Origin of the sequence: Nonomuraea sp. NPDC050202 (assembly GCF_040656115.1) — a bacterium.
Classification (GTDB): Bacteria; Actinomycetota; Actinomycetes; order Streptosporangiales; family Streptosporangiaceae; genus Nonomuraea.
In genome coordinates this window covers 329,044-347,887 of sequence record NZ_JBFALF010000003.1, presented here as the reverse complement: position 1 = coordinate 347,887, position 18,844 = coordinate 329,044, and the positions used below count along the sequence as shown (strand labels likewise).

14 protein-coding genes are annotated in these 18,844 nt (G+C 71.3%); 8 read left to right on the top strand and 6 right to left on the bottom strand.

Annotated features, from left to right (window positions below; translation table 11 throughout):
* Window positions 1–21: 21 nt before the first annotated feature.
* The 6 genes from AB0I79_RS11640 to AB0I79_RS11615 form a co-directional block, all read right to left on the bottom strand.
* A complete protein-coding gene (locus AB0I79_RS11640) occupies window positions 22–2,832 on the bottom strand; it encodes a ComEC/Rec2 family competence protein (protein WP_357870504.1) in 2,811 nt (936 codons plus the stop codon).
* Complete coding sequence (locus tag AB0I79_RS11635) at window positions 2,829–3,437, bottom strand: ComEA family DNA-binding protein (RefSeq protein ID WP_357870501.1); 609 nt, start codon at window positions 3,435–3,437, stop codon at window positions 2,829–2,831. Before AB0I79_RS11635 ends, AB0I79_RS11640 begins: the two co-directional genes overlap by 4 nt.
* A 1,015-nt stretch (window positions 3,438–4,452) precedes the next feature.
* Window positions 4,453–5,496, bottom strand: a complete 1,044-nt coding sequence (locus AB0I79_RS11630; RefSeq protein ID WP_357870499.1) for a DegV family protein — start codon at window positions 5,494–5,496, stop codon at window positions 4,453–4,455.
* Between the two features lie 79 nt (window positions 5,497–5,575).
* On the bottom strand, window positions 5,576–6,784 hold the full coding sequence (gene hutI, locus AB0I79_RS11625; RefSeq protein WP_148439280.1) for an imidazolonepropionase: 1,209 nt from the start codon (window positions 6,782–6,784) through the stop codon (window positions 5,576–5,578).
* Window positions 6,785–7,260: 476 nt separating this feature from the next.
* A complete protein-coding gene (hflX, locus tag AB0I79_RS11620) occupies window positions 7,261–8,673 on the bottom strand; it encodes a GTPase HflX (protein ID WP_357870496.1) in 1,413 nt (470 codons plus the stop codon).
* 92 nt (window positions 8,674–8,765) lie between these two features.
* Window positions 8,766–9,464: a DUF4097 family beta strand repeat-containing protein gene (locus AB0I79_RS11615; protein ID WP_357870493.1), complete on the bottom strand. Its 699-nt coding sequence runs from the start codon at window positions 9,462–9,464 to the stop codon at window positions 8,766–8,768.
* Window positions 9,465–9,607: 143 nt separating this feature from the next.
* Between AB0I79_RS11615 and aceB the strand changes: the two genes are divergently transcribed.
* From aceB to AB0I79_RS11575, 8 genes are all read left to right on the top strand, one after another.
* Window positions 9,608–11,185, top strand: coding sequence for a malate synthase A (aceB, locus tag AB0I79_RS11610; protein ID WP_357870490.1), 1,578 nt, complete (start codon window positions 9,608–9,610; stop codon window positions 11,183–11,185).
* A gap of 14 nt (window positions 11,186–11,199) precedes the next feature.
* On the top strand, window positions 11,200–12,636 hold the full coding sequence (locus AB0I79_RS11605) for an FAD-linked oxidase C-terminal domain-containing protein (RefSeq protein ID WP_357871638.1): 1,437 nt from the start codon (window positions 11,200–11,202) through the stop codon (window positions 12,634–12,636).
* Window positions 12,633–13,796 (top strand): FAD-binding oxidoreductase, encoded by a 1,164-nt coding sequence (locus AB0I79_RS11600; RefSeq protein WP_357870487.1) that lies wholly within the window; start codon window positions 12,633–12,635, stop codon window positions 13,794–13,796. Before AB0I79_RS11605 ends, AB0I79_RS11600 begins: the two co-directional genes overlap by 4 nt.
* Window positions 13,796–14,998 carry a heterodisulfide reductase-related iron-sulfur binding cluster gene (locus tag AB0I79_RS11595; protein ID WP_357870484.1) on the top strand — a complete coding sequence of 401 codons (1,203 nt, stop codon included), beginning with the start codon at window positions 13,796–13,798 and terminating at the stop codon, window positions 14,996–14,998. The genes AB0I79_RS11600 and AB0I79_RS11595 overlap by 1 nt, the downstream gene beginning before the upstream one ends.
* Window positions 14,999–15,062: 64 nt before the next feature.
* Window positions 15,063–15,803 carry an IclR family transcriptional regulator gene (locus tag AB0I79_RS11590; RefSeq protein ID WP_357870481.1) on the top strand — a complete coding sequence of 247 codons (741 nt, stop codon included), beginning with the start codon at window positions 15,063–15,065 and terminating at the stop codon, window positions 15,801–15,803.
* 66 nt (window positions 15,804–15,869) lie between these two features.
* Entirely contained in the window at window positions 15,870–16,610 is a 741-nt protein-coding gene (locus AB0I79_RS11585; protein WP_357870478.1) for an IclR family transcriptional regulator, read from the top strand.
* A 4-nt stretch (window positions 16,611–16,614) separates the two neighbouring features.
* Window positions 16,615–16,827 (top strand): DUF2277 domain-containing protein, encoded by a 213-nt coding sequence (locus AB0I79_RS11580; RefSeq protein ID WP_080041988.1) that lies wholly within the window; start codon window positions 16,615–16,617, stop codon window positions 16,825–16,827.
* A 63-nt stretch (window positions 16,828–16,890) separates the two neighbouring features.
* Window positions 16,891–18,795 carry a hypothetical protein gene (locus AB0I79_RS11575; protein WP_357870475.1) on the top strand — a complete coding sequence of 635 codons (1,905 nt, stop codon included), beginning with the start codon at window positions 16,891–16,893 and terminating at the stop codon, window positions 18,793–18,795.
* Window positions 18,796–18,844 lie beyond the last annotated feature (49 nt).

Here is an 18,844-nt window from a genome sequence, read left to right as displayed (position 1 = left end):
GACGACCATGGGTTCCCGTGGTCAGGGTCCGCGCGGAACCACCACCATGCCTCCTTCACGTTCGACGACTGCCAGGTCTCCTGACTGGTCCGTCCGGTAGACGGTGAGCCCGAGGTTGCGGAGCAGGGCCAGTGTGGACGTGGCGGGATGGCCGTAGTCGTTGTCGGCTCCCACGCTGATCAGCGCCGCTCGTGCCCCGAGTGAAGCCAGGAAGGCGGGCGACTGCCTGTTCGATCCGTGGTGCGGCGTTTTGAGGAGGTCAGCTCGTACGGGGAGCCGGTGCAGCAGGTCGTCCTGCGCCTCCGTTTCCAGGTCGCCCCCCAGCAGGATCGAGCCGGAGCGCCAGCGTACGTGCAGGACCACGCTCGAATTGTTGATCGCGCTGCCCTCGCTCCGACCGTTCATCTCGCCATCGGCGGGATCCGGAGCCAGTACGGTCAGCTCTGATGGGCCGAAGCGCCAGCGGGTGCCCGGCGGAGCCGTCCATTCGGGTATCCGGTGGCGCGCCAGCGTGGCCGAGATCCTCGCTCCGGAGCGCGAGCCGGGCCGGTGTGGACTGACGACCGCTGCCCCGACCCGCCGGTTCCTGAGGACGCCTGGCAGGCCGTCCACGTGATCGGCGTGGGGGTGGGTGAGGACGAGCAACGGCACGTCCTCGACGCCGACTCTGCGCAGGCATCGGTCCATGGCGACCGGGTCCGGTCCTGCGTCGACCACGACTCCCCGTCCCTGCCCGGCCGAGAGGACGAGACCATCGCCCTGGCCCACGTCGCACATCACCATCAGCCATCCTTTGGGCGGCCACGGGCCGACGATGGGCCGGATCACCAGGACCGTCGCCAGGGCGGCTGCGGCGGCCGTCAGCGCGACGGCGCGCCAGGCGCGGTGCCTCAGGACGGGGATCGCCACGATCACCGTCAGCAGGAGCAGGCCGAGCCCCGGCAGACCGGCAGGCCAAGGCACGGTGGCGAACGGCAGGCCGACCGCCCAGCGCGCGACCATGATGATCCAGCCGACCGCGTACCCTGCGGGGATCACCAGCAGTCTGGCGGCGTCCGGCCACACGGGCGACACCAGCGCGGCGCCGAAGCCGAGCAGGGTCGCGGGCGCCACCGCCGGCGCGACGAGCAGGTTTGCGACCACCGCCACGGGCGTCAGCTGGCCCGCCATCAACACCAGGACAGGGGTCACGGCCACCTGAGCAGCCGCCGGCACGGCCACGGCCTCAGCCAGCCAGCGAGGAAGCCGGTAACGGGGAAGTCGATCGCGGAGCCTGGGGTTTTCGCCATCTCGCTCACGGCCGGGGATGTGGTCGTCCCCCTGTCGGGGTAGGCGGCCTTGCTCGGGGCCGGGCGCACGCCCTTGCGGCGCGGGTTCTTCTGGGAGGATGTTGTCCTGGTTTGTGCCCGACAACTTATCTCGCCAGTACGGGGCGAGGATGAGGATGCCGGCGGTGGCCGTGGCCGAGAGGGCGAAGCCGTACGAACGGGCCAGGTCCGGGACGAACAGGACCAGGAAGAGGACCGTGGCCGACAGCGCCGCGAAGCCGTCCTTCGAGCGGCCCGTACCCATGGCGATGGCGGCGGCGAGGCCCATGAGGAGAGCGCGGAGGACGCTCGGGGACGGCCGGGCGACCACCGCGAACGCGAGCATCGCCACGGCGGCGAAACCCGCCCTCATGGGGAGGGAGAGACCGATCAGGCGGGAGAGAGCGAGCGCCGCGCCTGCGACGATCGCCAGATTGGCGCCTGAAACGGCGTTCAGGTGGCTCAGACCTGCTTCCCTGAGGTCGGAGGTCACCTGGGGGTCCATGCGGGAGACGTCGCCCACGACGAGGCCCGGGAGGAGGCCGCGCTGGTCGGGAGGGAGGACGTCGGCGGCGGATCGGAGGCCTGATCTGAGCGCGCCTGCCGCTGTATGGAGGGCGGATGGGGGTGTCAGGACGCGCGGTGGGCTTCGGACGAGCAGGATTGCCGCTTCCAGAGTGCCGGGGGTCGGTCTTGCCAGGCGGCCGGTGACCTCTACGTCCTGGGTGGGCAGGAGGGCGGCCCAGGCCTGGCCTGTGGCGAAGACCGTGATGGGGACGTTGACGGCTTGTCTGGTTGTGGGGGTTTGGATGAGCTTGAGGTCTGCGGAAATCACATAGCTTTCGTGGGCGAAGCGGGCGTTTCTGTTGGGTCTGCGCTTCGGGTCGTCGGTCAGGGTGATGTGGGCGGTGATGGAGGCGTTCTTGTCGGCCAGGTCCGCTGTCGGGCCGGATGTCAGGGCGTGGATGCGGAGGGCTGTTGAGGCCGAGGCCGCTGCTGTGCAGATGAGCGTGGCCAGCAGGATGTTGCGCCATCCGATGTATCCGGCATGTCCGGTGCGCCCTGTGTGTTCGGCGTGGTGCCATCCCGTGCGTGCGGTGGTGCTGCGGGCGGCTTCGGCCACTTGGTCCGGGGGCTGACTTGGACCGGGCGCGCAGGGTGGCGCGGATGGCGGAGTGGGATGAGATGCGGAGCGTGGCGCGGGCGGCTCGGCGGGAGCGGGCTCGGAACCTGGTGTGGGCGACTGGATGGGAAGGGACGTGGAAGGTGGTGTGGGGGGCGGAGTTGGGCGTGATCGTTGGTGGGATGTCGCGGCTGTTCTCGTGAGCCAGGTTGTGGCGGCGGCGCCAAGGGCTGCGGTGGTGGCGACGACCAGTCCGGTGAAGGGTGAGCATGCCAGGAGGATCAGGGCGCTCGCCCATGCCGCCAGGGCCGGAAGGGCGAGGGGCCAAGCATGCGCCCGCCTGTCGGTGTGCTGGTGTTCCTGAGCAGCGTCAGGCCTTGAGCCACCGGCCTGCGCAGTCATACCCGGACCTTCGGTTTGATTTCCTCGAACTTTCTCGGGCCGATGCCTGAGACTTCGCGGAGCTGCTCGATGGTGGTGAAGCCGCCGTGGCTCGTGCGGAACTCGGCGATGCGGGCTGCCAGGACCTCTCCCACGCCCGGAAGTTGCTCCAGTTGGTCGGTGGTGGCGGAGTTGAGGTCCAGGATCGTGGCGGCGGCGTCGGTGGCCGGAAGGCCGGGCAAGGGTGCTTGGCCGGGGGTGGCGCCCACCACTATCTGCTCGCCGTCGATCAGGCGTCTGGCCAGGTTGAGTGAGCCTGTGGAGGCGCTGCGGGACACCCCTCCTGCGGCTGTCACCGCGTCCGCCACCCGGGCGCCCGTGGGGAGCCGGTAGACGCCGGGTTTGCGGATCTTGCCAGTGACGTGGACGGTGACCTTGGCCGCGACGGTCGATGGGGGCGTGGGTGCGGTCGGGCTCATCGGCGTGGGTGGCGGCAGGGGCTGTGGTGAAGGCTTCGACTGCCAGACGAAGAAGATCGCCACGGCTGTTGCCAGGATGCCCACGGCGAGGAGGACGCGTAGGCCGGGCTTGCCTGGATCGAGGGCTGCCTGGCCCTGGGTGGCCACGGCTTTGCGTAGTGCTTGGAGAGGGGCAGGCAGGGAGGCGGGCAACGGCAACGAGGCCGGCGGAAGGGCAGGGGCGGGGACGGGTACACGGGGAGAGGCAGAGGTAGAGGCAGACGCAGAGGCGGGGACGGGAGCAGAGGCGGTGGGGCTGGGCGACCGTGTGTTTGGCCACCGCTGGGCCGACGAGTCGTCTGTCATTGGCCTCTCGCCTGATGGTCTCTGACCGATCGCCTGCTGCGTGCCTGACAACCGCTCCCCAAACGACCACTCGCCCGACAACGGCTCGCCCAACGGCCACTCGGCCGACGAAAGCTCGGCCCGCGAACGCGTGCCTGGCGACCGCCTGGCCGACGAACGCTCGGCCGGCGAAAGGTCGACTAGCGCACGCCTGGCTGGCGCACGCTCGGCCGGCGCACGCTCGGCCGGTAGCGGGTGCCCTGGTACGGGATGGCGCAGTGATGGCTCATCGACGTCGCCACCGGCAGGCTCGGCGATCGCAGAACCGTCCCAGGAGGCGTCCTCGTGGCGTGGTGGCCCGAACGGGGTGGAGGCCGCCTGTGCGCGTCCCTGTGTCTCCTGCGGCGAGCTGGGGCGGCGCTTCGATGCGTGAACCGTGGCGGCTCCCGTGCCCCACGGAGGGCGGCCGAGGAGGCGGCGGGGGCGGCGGGCAGGGGTGGTGATCGACCGTAGCCGGGACTCGGCTATGGCGCGCTCTGCCGTGGGGTCGGGGGTTCGCACGGCGAAGAATGTACGGCTCAGGCCATCCCCGGCAGGGACCGAGCGGGGTTCTGTGGATGGAGGAGGAAGCGGGGTGGATGCAGGGGGAAGGAGGAGCGTATCCGGGTGGGTGACTGTTGATGGAGGAGGGAAGCGGGGTGGGCGGCTGTGGAGGGAGAGACGGATCCGGGTGGGCGGCTGTGCAAGGAGGAGCGGATCCGGTTCGGGGAGGGAGAGAGGGATCCCGGTGGGTGGCCGGGGAGGGAGACGGATCCGGGTGGTGGCTGGGGAAAGGTGGTCAGAGGTCTGGTGAGGTGACGGTCAGGCCGAGCATGCCCGGGCCCACATGGACGCCGATCACGGCCCCCACCTCCACCACCCGGAGGTCCCTCAGCCCTGGCACCCGCTTGCGCAGCCGCTCCGCCAGCGCCTCCGCTCGTTCCCGCGCCGCCAGATGCTGCACCGCCACCTCCACGGGCCTCTCACCCGCCACCTCCACCGCCAGGTCCTCCAGACGGGCGATGGCACGGGACGACGTACGGACCTTCTCCAGGAGGGAGATGCGGCCGTCGGCGATGTGCAGGAGCGGTTTGATCATGAGGGCGGAGCCGAAGAGGGAGGCCGCCGCGCCGATGCGGCCGCTGCGGCGGAGGTAGTCGAGGGTGTCGACGTAGAAGAACGTCCGGGTGCCGCGCATGCTGTGCCGGGCGGCGGCGGCCACCTCGTCCGGTGAGGCTCCGGACGCGGCGGCGCGGGCGGCTGCCAGGACTGGGTAGCCCAGGCCCATGGCGATGGAGCGGCTGTCGATCACTTCCACCGGTACGGGAGCGTCGCGGGCGGCGGCCATGGCGGACTCGATGGTGCCCGACAGTTCGCCCGAGACGTGGATCGAGACGATGGCGGTGGCCCCGCCGGCAGCCAGGTCGGAGTAGCAGGTCGCGAAGCGGGCGGGCGTGGGGCGGGAGGTGGTGGCGTGGGCCAGGTCACCGGTGAAGGATCCCTCGTCGAACGCGCGGCCTCCCGGGAAGGAACTCTCGGCGGAACTGCGGCCTCCAGGAGAGGAGCCCTCAGCGGACGTACAGCCTCCGCGGAAGGAACCCTCAGCGGAGGTGCGGTCGCCAGGAGAGGAGCCCTCAGCGGACGTACGGTTTCCCCGGAAGGAACCCTCAGCGGACGTGCGGTCGCCAGGAAGAGAGCGGTCGTCCACGGTGCGGTCGTCAGGAGTGGCGCGCTCCCCGCCGGTGACGTCCCTGTTGGAGCTCCCGGCGTACGTGAAGGAGCCCTCGGCAGCGGTGGTGACCCGTGGGCCGGGGCCTCGCGCGATCACCTGTACGGGCACCACGGCCACACCAGGCACAGACCCCAAATAGGCGGTTGAATCCGTAACAACGGCAACCAAGGGCGACATAACCCGAATCTAACTACTGAACGGGTGTCCCACCCCGCCACACCCGCCGCGGCTTCAGCCCGAAGGACCAGGCGAAGGCGCCCTCGTGGTCGGCGTCCCACTGGACGATGTCCGCCAGCCGGCCGGGAGCCAGCACGCCGCGGTCGGGCGCGCCGAGGACGGTGGCGCCGCCGAGGGTGGCCGCGCGCAGGGCGTCGTTGACGCTCATCCCGAACGCCGACACCGCCATGGCGACGACCAGGGACATCGAGGTGATGCCGCAGTAGCCGGGGTTGTGGTCGCTGCCGAGGGCGATCTGCACGCCGTGCTTGATCATCTGGCGGACCGGCGGGAGGTGGCCGCGCTGGAGGGCGGTGGCGGGGCAGACGACGGCGGGCACGCCGTAGCGCGACATGATCGCGATGTCCTCGTCGGACATGTGGTGGAGCCCGTCGGCCGACGCGCAGCCGAGCTCGGCGGCCAGCTGGACGGCGCCGCGGCGGCTGAAGATGCCCGCGTGGATGCGCGGCAGCAGGCCGACGTTGCGGCCCGAGGCGAGGACCCAGCGGGACTCCTCGGTGGTGAAGTACCCCTCGTCGCAGTAGACGTCCACGCTGTCGGCGCCCGCCGCGGCCGCGTCGGCGCACCAGGCGCCCACGGCCTCGACGTACTCGCGCTGCCTGCCGAAGTACTCCGGCGGCACCACGTGCGCGGCCAGGAACGTGACGTGCACCCGCGGCATCATCGGCTCCTTCTCCAGCTCGCGCAGGAGCCGCACGTCGGCGAGCTCGCCGTCGCGGGTGAGGTGGTAGCCGGTCTTGGCCTCGACGGTCGTGGTGCCGCTGAGCAGCCAGCTGCGCAGCCGCTCGCGTACGCCGTTGCACAGGGTCCACGGGTCGGTGCCGCGGGTCACGGTGACGGTGGAGCCCACGCCGCCGCCCGCCGCGGTGATCGAGGCGGAGGTGGAGCCGCCCGTGCGGATGGCCAGCTCGGCGTAGCGGTTGCCGGCGTAGACGGGGTGCGTGTGGGCGTCGATGAGGCCGGGCGTGACCAGGGCGCCGCCGAGGTTCTCGACGTGGTCGACGTCGACGATGTCATCGACCACACCGGGCACGCTCTGGGGAAGGTCCGGCGCGCGGCCGACCCAGGCGATGCGGTCGTTGTGCACCAGGATGGCGGCGTTGCTGAGGACCTCGTTGCCGGTCCACAGGCGGCCGATGTTGGTCAGGAGTCGGACGGTCACCGCATCACCACCCTGCACGACCCCCCGCGCGAGCGCGCTGCCCAGCGCACGGCCTGTGCCGCGCCCACTGAGTCCGCTCCGGGTCCGGACGACATGGGGGGTCTCCTGCTCTTCCGCATCGAGTTGTGCGGTGACCGTATCGCCGGAGTCATGATCCGGCGATTTCAGTTCAGTTACGTTATTTCACATGTTGGGCTGCTGTACAGGGTTATTCGGAAGAAAGACCATTCATCCCAACCATCACGCAGCCCTGTCTTGTCCCCACGGCTCCCGCTGACGACGTTCACACCCTCAGCCACCATGAAACCAGAACCCAAACCCAAGGCCAGACCAACGTTAGGTCTGGCCAATCCTAGCAATCCCAGGGTTCTGGGACCACTGCCGCTTTTGGGTAGGCGTGCGCGATTTGCGGCGAGTAATGCCCGCCACGCAAGTGGCCCGGCCATGACAGGCCGGGCCACCGGACGGACAGGCTCCTAGGAGACCCGCTCCACGGGCTTGCCCACGCGCAGCAACTCCTGCGACAGGCTGGGCAGGACCCTGGCGTGCAGGACCGTCCCGTCCTCCACGTGGTCCACCGAGAGCACCTCGCCCTCCCGGTGGGCCCGCGAGATGAGATCCCCCCGCTCGTACGGCACCAGCAGATGCACCTCGTGGTCGAGCCGCGGCAGCCGCTCCTCGATGAGGTCCATCAGCGCGGGGATGCCCTTGCCCGTACGGGCGGACACCACGATGCTGTCGCGCTCACGCCGCGCGATCCGGTCCAGCACCTCCTGATCGGCCGCGTCCGCCTTGTTGATCACCACGATCTCGGGGATCTCGGAGGCGCCGGCGATGTCGGCGAACACCTCCCGCACGGCCGCGAGCTGCCCCTCGGGGTCGGGATGCGACCCGTCCACGACGTGCAGGATCAGGTCGGCGTCCGCGACCTCCTCCAGCGTGGACCGGAACGCCTCGACGAGCTGGTGCGGCAGGTGCCGGACGAAGCCGACGGTGTCGGCGATCGTGAACAGCCTGCCCTCCGGCGTGCGCGCGCGGCGTACGGTCGGGTCGAGGGTGGCGAACAGCGCGTCCTCCACCAGCACGCCCGCGCCCGTGACGCGGTTGAGCAGCGAGGACTTGCCGGCGTTGGTGTAGCCGGCGATGGCCACGGCGGGCACCTCGCGGCGCTGGCGCCGGTGGCGCATGGTCTCGCGCGAGGTGGACATGCCGCTGATCTGCCGGCGCAGCTTGGACATGCGCTCGCGGATGCGCCGGCGGTCCAGCTCGATCTTGGTCTCACCGGGGCCGCGGCCGCCGATGCCGACGCCGCCCGCGGCGCGACCGCCGACCTGCCGGGACAGGTTGCCACCCCAGCCGCGCAGGCGCGGCAGCAGGTACGACAGCTGCGCCAGCTCGACCTGGGCCTTGCCCTCACGGCTCTTGGCGTGCTGGGCGAAGATGTCGAGGATCAGCGCGGTCCGGTCGATGACCTTGACCTTGACGATGTCCTCGAGCTGGCGGAGCTGCCCAGGGGTCAGCTCACCGTCGCAGATCACGGTGTCGGCGCCGCTGGACTCGACGACGTCGCGCAGCTCCAGGGCCTTGCCGGAGCCGATGTAGGTGGCCGGGTCGGGCTTCTGGCGGCGCTGGATGAGCCCGTCGAGCACCTGCGACCCGGCCGTCTCGGCCAGGAGCTTCAGCTCGAGCAGGGAGTTGTCGGCGTCTTCCGCGGTGCCGGAGGTCCAGACGCCGACGAGGACGACCCGTTCGAGCCGCAGCTGACGGTACTCGACCTCGGAGACATCCTGGAGTTCGGTGGAGAGGCCCGCCACGCGGCGGAGCGCCTGGCGATCCTCGAGGTCCATGTCGCCGGTCTCGAACGCGTCGAGCTCGGAGTTTTCGTGCATTCGTGTCATCTCTATTAGGGAACGTCTGAACACCTCGGTGTCTTCCCACGATGGTGGCACGACATCCGCGGCACAATCACCTAGTTATCGAGTCAAGCAGGCTTGACGGTGATGTCCCCCGAACCCGCGGTCAGCGAGATCTTGTGCGTGGAGGAGGTGTCGTTCCTGACCGTCACGGCGGTGTCACCGGAGCCCACGTCGGACTTCACGTCATAGGCGCCGTCGGGGACGCTGAGCGTGATGTCGCCCGATCCGGCCTTCAGCCGGGCGCTGTCGGGCGCGGAGACGTACTTGAGCTCGAGGTTCCCCGAGCCCACGTCCGCGGACACCTGCTTGCCCGCGAGCCCGGCGGCGTCCACGTCGCCGGAGCCGGCGCTCACGTCGATGGGCCCGGTGAGGTTCCTGAGCGTGAGGTTGCCCGAGCCGGTCTCCAGGTCGACGGAGAGTCCCTTGGGGATCTCGATCTTGTAGTCGACGCTGCAGCCCGCGCCCCAGTCCGACGGGCACGTGTACGTCATGAGCAACGTCTCGCCCTCGACCTTGTGCTCGGGCCTGGGCTTGCTGCCCTCGCCGCGCCAGCGCAGGGTCTCCACGACGCGCACGGCGGTGCCGCCGGTCTCGGTGACCACGGCGTCGCCCGCGTTGCTGTTGAGCTGGAGCTTGGTGACCTTCTCCGTCACCTGGTACGAGGCCGACTCCGACGTGCTCGGCTGGGCGAGGTCGGCCAGCCCGCAGCCGGTCAGCAGTGCGGCGGAGGCCAGCAGTCCGGCCGCGAGCGCGATGGTCTTCATGGAAGAGATGGTGTCGCGCGACCCCCTCCGCCCACATCGGGGATGACCCCAGGCGAACCCCAACCTTTGACCCCTGGAGGTCAGGGGAGTAATTTCACTTCCATAATCCAGAACTCATTTTCCACGATACGGAAAGAGGTCCCATGGAGATCACCGGCCCGATGCTCGACCGGTTCGACGAGATCCTCACGCCGGAGGCGCTCGACTTCGTGGCGGCTCTCCAGCGGGAGTTCGGCGCCAGGCGGCTGGAGCTGCTGGAGGCCCGCCAGGCGCGCCAGGCGGAGCTGTCGGCGGGCGGCATGCTCGACTTCCTGCCGGAGACGAAGGAGATCAGGGAGAGCGACTGGCAGGTCGCGCCCCCGGCGCCCGGCCTGGAGGACCGCCGCGTCGAGATCACCGGCCCCGTCGACAAGAAGATGACCATCAACGCGCTCAACTCCGGCGCCAAGGTGTGGCTGGCCGACTTCGAGGACGCCAACTCCCCGCTGTGGGAGAACTGCGTGGCCGGCCACCTCAACCTGCGCGACGCGCTCGACCGCACGATCGACTTCGAGACGGGCGGCAAGGCGTACGCGCTCAAGCCCGACAGCGAGCTGGCCACCGTCGTCGTGCGCCCGCGCGGCTGGCACCTGGACGAGAAGCACGCCCAGGTCGACGGGCAGCCGGTCGCGGGGTCGCTGTTCGACTTCGGGCTCTACTTCTTCCACTGCGCCCAGCGGCAGCTCGACAAGGGCAAGGGCCCGTACTTCTACCTGCCCAAGATCGAGTCGCACCTGGAGGCGCGGCTCTGGAACGACGTGTTCACCAGGGCCCAGGAGCTGCTCGGCATCCCCCACGGCACGATCAGGGCGACGGTGCTCATCGAGACGTACCCGGCGGCGTTCGAGATGGAGGAGATCCTCTACGAGCTGCGCGACCACTCGGCCGGCCTGAACGCGGGCCGCTGGGACTACCTGTTCAGCGTGATCAAGAAGTTCCGGACGAGGGGCCGCGAGTTCCTGCTGCCCGAGCGGAACGCGGTCACGATGACGGCCCCGTTCATGCGCGCGTACACCGAGCTGCTCGTGCGCACCTGCCACAAGCGCGGCGCGCACGCCATCGGCGGGATGGCGGCGTTCATCCCCTCGCGCAGGGACCCCGAGGTCAACGCCGTGGCGCTGGAGAAGGTGCGGGCGGACAAGACGCGCGAGTCGGGCGACGGGTTCGACGGGTCCTGGGTGGCGCACCCTGACCTGGTGCCGATCTGCCGGGAGGTGTTCGACGGCGTGCTCGGCTCGCGGCCGAACCAGCTCGACCGGCTGCGCGAGGACGTCAGCGTGACGGCCGGCGAGCTGCTGGCCGTCTCCGAGACGCCGGGCGACATCACCGAGGCGGGGCTGCGCAACAACGTGGACGTGGCGCTGCGCTACCTGGCCGCCTGGATGGGCGGGCTGGGCGCGGTCGCCATCCACAACCTCATGGAGGACGCCGCCACGGCCGAGATCTCCCGCTCGCAGATCTGGCAGTGGATCCACAACGACATCACGCTCGCCGACACCGGCCAGCAGGTCACCAAGGAACTGGTCGAGCGGATCATCACCGAGGAGGTGGCGAAGATCGCCATGGAGCCCGGTTACGACGACAAGCTATTCGCGCAGGCGACGGCCCTGTTCAAGGAAGTGGCGCTGGACGACGACTTCGCCGAGTTCCTGACCCTTCCCGCTTACGCCCGGATGCCGTAAATAATCTGATGATGATGGACACGCTGGTCGCGGCTCTGCGTTCGCTCCTGCCCGCCGATTCGGTCATCACCGATCCGGTGCGATTGCGTACGTACGAGTGCGACGGCCTCACCTACCACCGGGCGACCCCCGGCGTGGTCGTGCTGCCCGGCACAGCCGAGCAGGTCGCCCAGGTGGTACGGCTGTGCAACGAGCACGGCGTGCCCTTCGTGGCCAGGGGCTCGGGCACCGGCCTGTCGGGGGGCGCGCTCCCGCGCGAGGACGGCGTGCTGATCGTCACCTCCAGGATGCGCGCGATCCTGGAGATCGACCTGGACGACCGCCGCGCGGTCGTGGAGCCCGGCGTCACGAACCTGGCCATCACCGAGGCCGTCCGCGACCGCGGCTACTACTACGCCCCCGACCCCTCCAGCCAGCAGGTCTGCTCGATCGGCGGCAACGTCGCGGAGAACTCCGGCGGCGCCCACTGCCTCAAGTACGGCTTCACCGTCAACCACGTGGAGGCCTGCGAGATCGTCACCCCCGACGGCGACCTGGTCACGCTCGACCGCATGGACCCGGGTTACGACCTGCTGGGGGCGTTCATCGGCTCGGAGGGCACGCTGGGCATCGCCACCAAGATCACGGTACGGCTGTGCCGCGCGCCCGAGGCCGTGACCACGGTGCTGGCCGCGTTCGAGAGCATCGAGCAGGGCGGGCAGGCCGTCTCGGCGATCATCGGCGCGGGCATCGTGCCGGCCGCGATCGAGATGATGGACGCGCTGGCCATCGAGGCGGCCGAGGCGGCGGTGGCCTGCTCCTACCCCGCGGGCGCGGGCGCGGTGCTGATCGTGGAGCTGGACGGGCCGGCCGCCGAGGTGGAGCGGCAGTTCGTCCAGCTCCGGGAGATCTGCGCGAACGCGTTCGAGCTGCGCGTGGCGGCCGATCCGGCCGAGCGGGCGGCGATCTGGAGGGGCCGCAAGTCGGCGTTCGCGGCCGTCGGGCGCATCAGCCCGGCCTACATCGTGCAGGACGGCGTGGTGCCGCGCACGTCGCTGCCCGCCGTGCTGGCCGCCATCGACCGGCTGTCGGCGGAGCACGGCATCAGGGTGGCCAACGTCTTCCACGCCGGTGACGGCAACCTGCACCCGCTGGTGCTGTTCGACGACGCGGAGCCGGGGGCGGGCGAGCGGGCCGAGGTGGTGTCGGGCGCGATACTCGACCTGTGCATCGAGCACGGCGGCTCGATCACGGGCGAGCACGGGGTCGGCGTCGACAAGTCCAGGTACATGCCGAAGATGTTCAGCGCGGACGACCTGGACACCATGCAGCTCGTCCGGTGCGCGTTCGACCCCCGGGGGCTGGCGAACCCGGGCAAGGTGTTCCCCACCCCGCGCCTGTGCGGCGAGGTGCCGGGCGTGCGCAAGGGCGTGCATCCGCTGGTCGAGTCGGGGAAGGCGGAGCAGTTTTGATCGAGGGGGTGGCGGTCAGGCAGGCGGGCGAGGGCGACGCCGTCCGCGGCGTGATGCCCCGCTGGGTGGCGCTGCCGGAGACCGTCGAGGAGATCGCGGCCGTGCTGCGGGCCTGCGCCGAGCGGGACCTGGCGGTGGTGCCCGCGGGCGGCGGCACGAAGCTGCACTGGGGCCCGCCGCCCGAGCGGTGCGACGTGCTGCTCGACCTGTGCTGCATGAACGAGATCCTGGAGCACGCCGCGGGCGACCTGGTCGTGCGCGCGCAGGCCGGGGTCACCATGGACGCGCTGGCGGGCACGCTCGCGGGCAAGGGGCAGGAGCTGGCGCTCGACGTGCCGTTCACCGAGGGCACGACGGTCGGCGGCACGCTGGCCGTCGCGCTGCCGGGCCCGCGTTCCTTCCGCTACGGCACCGCCCGCGACCTGCTCATCGGCATCACCGTGGTGCTGCCCGACGGCACGATCGCCCGTTCCGGCGGCAAGGTGGTCAAGAACGTCGCGGGATACGACCTGGGCAAGCTCTTCACCGGCTCGTACGGCACGCTCGGCGTCATCGCGGAGGCCACGTTCCGCCTGCACCCGTTGCCGGCCGACCGCCGCTGGGTGGTCGCCGAGCTGGATCGCGCCGAGGTGGCCCCAGTCGCGGCGGCGCTGGCGGCCTCGCAGGCCGAGCCGAGCGCGGTGGAGGTGGACTGGCCGGATCCGGGCGGGCCGCTCACGCTGGCGGCGCTGGTGGCGGGCACGGCGGCCGGGGCCAGGGCGGAGACGTTGCGCGAGCTGATCGGCGGCGGCTCCCCGACCTCGCAACAGCCCTCCTGGTGGGGGCTGATCGAGCGGGACGAGGTGCTGATCGAGCTGCGGTTCCTCCCGAAGGACACCGCGGCCGTGCTCGACACCGTGGCCGGGACCGGGCTGGCGCTGCGGGGCTCGCCCGTCTCGGGGCGGGTGCTGCTGGAGGCGCGGCGGGAGATCGCCGAGGACGAGCTGGCGGCCGCCGTGGCGCGGCTGCGGGAACGGGCGCGGGCACACGTGCTCGCCGCCCCGTACGACGGGCTCGACCGGTGGGGGCAGGTGAGCGGGCTGCCGTTGATGCGGCGGGTCAAGGAACGGTTCGACCCGGGGCGCAGGATGTCTCCCGGCCGGTTCGTGGGAGGCATCTGATGGACCCGAAGCTGATCAACGACTGCGTGCACTGCGGGTTCTGCCTGCCGACCTGCCCCACGTACGCGCTGTGGGGCGAGGAGATGGACTCGCCGCGCGGCCGCATCCACCTGATGAAGCAGCACGTCGAGGGCACCCCGATCACGCCCGAGATGGCCGGGCACTTCGACGCCTGCCTGGGCTGCATGGCGTGCGTGACGGCCTGCCCGTCCGGGGTGCGCTACGACCGGCTGATCGAGCTGACCAGGGTGGAGGTGGAGCGGCAGCACGTGCGCGAGCCGGAGGACCGGGCGGTGCGCGGGATCGTGTTCAGCCTGTTCCCCTACCCGCGTCGGCTGCGGCTGCTGCGGCCGACGATGTGGCTGGCCGAGCGGATGGCGCCGTTCCTGGCCCGCGCGAACCCGAGCCTGGGCGCCATGGCCGCGCTGGCGCCGCGCGTGGAGCGCAGGCAGCGCCTGCCGCGCCTGGTCAGGGCCAGGGGGGAGCGCCGGGCCACGGTGGGGATGCTGCTCGGGTGCGTGCAGCGGGAGTTCTTCCCGCAGGTCAACGCCGCCACCGCGCGGGTGCTGGCGCTGGAGGGCTGCGACGTGGTCGTCCCGCCCGAGCAGGGCTGCTGCGGGGCGCTCAGCGTGCACTCCGGGCGCGACGCGCAGGCCAGGCGGCTGGCGGGCCGGACGATCAGGGCGTTCGAGCGGGCCGGGGTGGACACCGTCGTGGTGAACGCGGCCGGGTGCGGCTCCTCCATGAAGGAGTACGCCGAGCTGCTGGGGCACGAGCCCCCGTTCCGCGTCGTGGACCTGTCGGAGTACCTGGCCGAGCTGGGCCCCGTGGCCAAGCGGCATCCGCTGCCGCTCACCGTCGCCTACCACGACGCCTGCCACCTGGCCCACGCCCAGGGCGTGCGGGCGCAGCCGCGCGAGCTGCTGAGCGCGATCCCGGAGCTGGAGCTGCGCGAGATCCCCGAGTCGGCCATCTGCTGCGGGTCTGCGGGCACCTACAACCTGCTCCAGCCCGAGGCGGCCCGCGACCTCGGCGACAGGAAGGCCAGGGCGGTCGGCACGACCGGCGCCGAGCTGCTGGTCTCCGCCAACCCCGGCTGCACGATGCAGATCGCCGCCGCCATGCGGCGCGGTGGGGCCACGATCAGGGTGGCGCACACGGCCGAGGTCCTGGACGCCTCGTTGCGGGGAGTGATGCTGTGAGCGGCCGCGGGGAGCCGGCCCCTGGACGCGACGAGCTGCCCGCCTGCCCGGCGGAGGAGGGCCGGTGAGCGTCCAGTCCGTGGAAAGGGCGCTGGACGTGCTCGAAGCGCTGGCCGAGCACGGCGGCGAGGCCGGGCTGTCGGAGATCGCCGCCAGGACCGGGCTGCCGTACGGGACCATCCACCGGCTGTTGCAGACCCTGCTCGCCCGCGGCTACGTGCGACAGGAGTCCGACCGGCGTTACGCCCTGGGCGGCGGCCTGGTACGGCTGGGCGGCATCGCGGAGAGCATGGTGGGGGCGTGGGCTCAGCCGTACCTGACCAGGATGGTCGAGCTGTCCGGCGAGACCGCGAACCTGGCCGTGCTCGAAGGCGACTTCGTCGTCTACGTGGCGCAGGTGCCCTCACCGCGCAGGCTGCGGATGTTCGCCGAGGTCGGGCGGCGGGTGCTGCCGCACAGCACGGCGGTGGGCAAGGTGCTGCTGGCCGGGCGGCCCGCCTCGGACGCGGTCGCCGTGTTCGAGCGCACCGGCATGCCGCGCCGCACCCCCAACACGATCACCGACGTGTCCGCCATGCTCGCCGAGCTGGGGACGGTCAGGAGCCGTGGCTACGCCATGGACCTGGGCGAGGAGGAGCTGGGCGTGCACTGCCTGGCCGTGCCCGTGTGGGACGGCGACCGGGTGGTGGCCGCGATGTCGGTGTCGGGGCCGGCCGAGCGGATCGACGCGCTGGACCGCGACGACCTGGCCGAGCGCATGCGGAAGATCGCGCTCGACTTCGGCGGTGAGCTGGCTCCGGGCTGAGGCCGGGGAACCGGGTCCGGGCTGAGCCGGTGGGCCGGGTCCGGGCTGAGGCTATTGTGTTGCGCTATGGGCAACAGCACGTCGGTTCAGTCCGTCGATCGTGCCATCGCGATCCTGGAGATCCTGGCCCGCGACGGGGCCACCCGCGTGACGGACCTGGCCGCCGAGCTCGACGTGCACAAGTCCACGGCGTTCCGGCTGCTGGCGGCCCTGGAGCAGGGCGGGCTGGTGGAGCAGACCGGCGACCGCGGGCGCTACCGGCTCGGGTTCGGCGTCGTACGGCTGGCCGGGGCCGCCACCGCGCAGCTCGACCTGTCGCGCGAGAGCCGCCCGGTGTGCCTGCGGCTGGCGGAGGAGATCGGCGAGACCGTCAACATCGCGGTGGGCCGGGGCGGCGACGCGGTCAACGTCAGCCAGGTACGCGGCCCCGCGGCGATCAGCGGGCACAACTGGGTCGGGCAGCGCACGCCCGCCCACGCCACCTCCAGCGGCAAGGTGCTGCTGGCCCACGGCGTCCTGCAGCTCGGCCCCGAGCTGGAGCGCTACACGCCGCACACCATCACCACGGCGGAGGGATTGCGCCTCGGCGAGATCAGGGAGCGCGGCTGGGCGGCCACGGTGGAGGAGCTGGAGGTCGGGCTGAACGCGGTGGCGGCGCCGATCAGGGGCGCCGACGGGTCGGTGGTGGCCGCGGTCAGCGCCTCGGGGCCCTCCTACCGGCTGACGCCCGACCGGCTGGCGGAGGTGGGCGCGGCGCTGGTCGCGGGCGCGCGGGAGATAAGCCAGCGCATCGGATATTACGGTTAGTGGCATGTGCAGAAGCATCAAGACCCTCCGCCCGCCGTACACCGAGAGCGTGACCGAGGAGGACGTGCGGGCCGCCGCGCTGCAGTACGTCAGGAAGATCTCCGGCTTCCGCGCGCCCGCCGCGCACAACGCGGAGGCGTTCGACCGGGCCGTCGAGGCGATCACCAGGGCGTCGGAGGAGTTGCTGGGGGCGCTCGAAGTTCGCGGGAGTCGTTGACAGGGCCTGCCTGTGGGAGAAGTCTCCCCGGTGTAACCCCCAGCGATCCCCCAGGGAGCTCCCATGATCAGCGGGTTGTACCAGGGACAGGACGGCGACTCTCGGCTGGCGCTGCGCATCGACGTCGACGGGGCCAGGCCCATGGGGCGGGTGAGCGGCGACCTGTTCACGGTGGCCGGGGCGACCACCTCCTACGTCGGCTCGTTCGTGGTGCACGCCCCTGCCGTGGAGGCGGGGCGGATCCAGGGGCGCGGGGACTTCACGTTCGCCACGCCGGTGCGCGACGTGAGCGTCACGATCACCGAGGAGGCCGGGACGGCCGCGGTCGCCGGGCGCACCTACCAGGTGTCGTTCGTCTCGCCGCACTTCCGCAGCGTGCTGCTGGAGCAGGACTCGGTGGTGGGGACGGCGCCGTTCGTGGCCTACCGCACCGGGTCGCTGCCCGGCCCGGCCGGGTCGCCGGCCAGGGAGCTGAACCTGGTGTCGGCGTACGCGGAGGCGGGCATCGAGCTGACCCTGGCCGAGCCGGGCGTGATCCCGGTCGAGGGGTCGGGCACGGACCTGGCGTGGGACGACGCGGAGCTGCACCACGCGATGACGCGGCACTTCGGCGCGTTCGGTGACGCGGTGGCGTGGCGGCTGTGGCTGCTGGTGGCCAGCAAGCACGTGGGCGGCTACCGGGGCATCATGTTCGACTACAACGACGCGCACCAGCGGCAGGGCGCCGCGGTCTTCTACGACGCGATCAAGGGCGACACGCCGCAGGCGCAGCGGGCGCAGTTACGGACGTACGTGCACGAGCTCGGCCACGCCTTCAACCTGCTGCACTCCTGGCAGAAGAACCTCGCCACCCCACCCCAGCCGCTCGGCCCGAACGGCGGCTTCGGCGATCTGTCGTGGATGAACTACGTGCAGCACTACCGCCCCGGCGGTGAGCAGGGCTACTGGGCCGCCTTCCCCTTCCAGTTCACCGACGCCGAGCTGATCCACCTGCGCCACGGCTTCTACCGCGACGTCGCCATGGGCGCGAACGCCTTCGGCACCGGCGCCGCCGAGATCGACCCCTTCGAGCAGCCTGTCGAGGACCACTCGGGGCTGCGGCTGGAGCTGCGGGCCAAGGAGTCGTACGAGCTGGGCGAGCCCGTCGTCGTGGAGCTCAAGCTCGCCTACACGGGCGAGCCGCGCACGACGCACGGCCACCTGCACCCCGACACGGAGTTCACCCAGGTCTCGATCACGCAGCCCGGCGGCAGGACGGTGCTGTACCGGCCGATGATGCGGCACTGCGTGGACACCTCCCCCGAGATCCGCCTGGACCCGGGCAACCCGGCCATCTACCGCAGCGCGTACATCGGGCACGGCCGGGACGGCCACTACTTCCAGCTCCCCGGCGAGTACCAGATTCGCGCCCAGTACATCGCCGCCGACGGCTCCCGCATCGTCTCCCCCGTCTGCCCGGTCAGGGTGCGCTTCCCGGTCAGCCGCGACGACCACCTGGTGGCCGAGCTGATGCTGGGCGAGGACCAGGGCAAGCTGTTCTCGCTGCTCGGCTCCGACTCGCCGGCGCTGCGCTCCGGCAACGAGGCGCTGGACGAGGTCATCGGCCGGTACGGCGACCACCCGCTGGCCGTCTACGCCCGCCTGGTCAAGGGGCTCAACGCGGAGCGGGAGTTCAAGGAGCTGACGCCCGGCAACCGGCTGCGCGTCCGGCCGCCGGACCCGAAGCAGGGCATCGAGCACCTGACAATCGTGGCCAGGGACGCCGGCATCGACAACATCACGCTGAACCTGGCGATGCGCCGGCTGGCTCGGGCCGAGGCGCGGCAGGGGGACATCGGGCGGGCGAACGCGGTCATGGACAGGATGGTCGCCACGTTCGAGGCCAAGGGGGTCAACGAGATCGTCCTGGGGCAGATCCGCCGCCAGGCCGAGCTGACGAAGAGCGCGCTCAGCGCCGAGGTCTCCTGAGCTCCTCGCCGAGGGGCGGGCTCCCGGTCCGATCCGGATCCGCGCCCGC

What these genes read in the sequence shown, in the direction of transcription:
- AB0I79_RS11605 (WP_357871638.1), top strand. Translation starts at nt 11,200, where the DNA reads ATGGACACGCTGGTCGCGGCTCTGCGTTCGCTCCTGCCCGCCGATTCG.
- hflX (WP_357870496.1), bottom strand. Translation starts at nt 8,673, where the DNA reads ATGCACGAAAACTCCGAGCTCGACGCGTTCGAGACCGGCGACATGGAC.
- AB0I79_RS11575 (WP_357870475.1), top strand. Translation starts at nt 16,891, where the DNA reads ATGATCAGCGGGTTGTACCAGGGACAGGACGGCGACTCTCGGCTGGCG.
- AB0I79_RS11580 (WP_080041988.1), top strand. Translation starts at nt 16,615, where the DNA reads ATGTGCAGAAGCATCAAGACCCTCCGCCCGCCGTACACCGAGAGCGTG.
- AB0I79_RS11585 (WP_357870478.1), top strand. Translation starts at nt 15,870, where the DNA reads ATGGGCAACAGCACGTCGGTTCAGTCCGTCGATCGTGCCATCGCGATC.
- AB0I79_RS11595 (WP_357870484.1), top strand. Translation starts at nt 13,796, where the DNA reads ATGGACCCGAAGCTGATCAACGACTGCGTGCACTGCGGGTTCTGCCTG.
- AB0I79_RS11640 (WP_357870504.1), bottom strand. Translation starts at nt 2,832, where the DNA reads ATGACTGCGCAGGCCGGTGGCTCAAGGCCTGACGCTGCTCAGGAACAC.
- aceB (WP_357870490.1), top strand. Translation starts at nt 9,608, where the DNA reads ATGGAGATCACCGGCCCGATGCTCGACCGGTTCGACGAGATCCTCACG.
- AB0I79_RS11615 (WP_357870493.1), bottom strand. Translation starts at nt 9,464, where the DNA reads ATGAAGACCATCGCGCTCGCGGCCGGACTGCTGGCCTCCGCCGCACTG.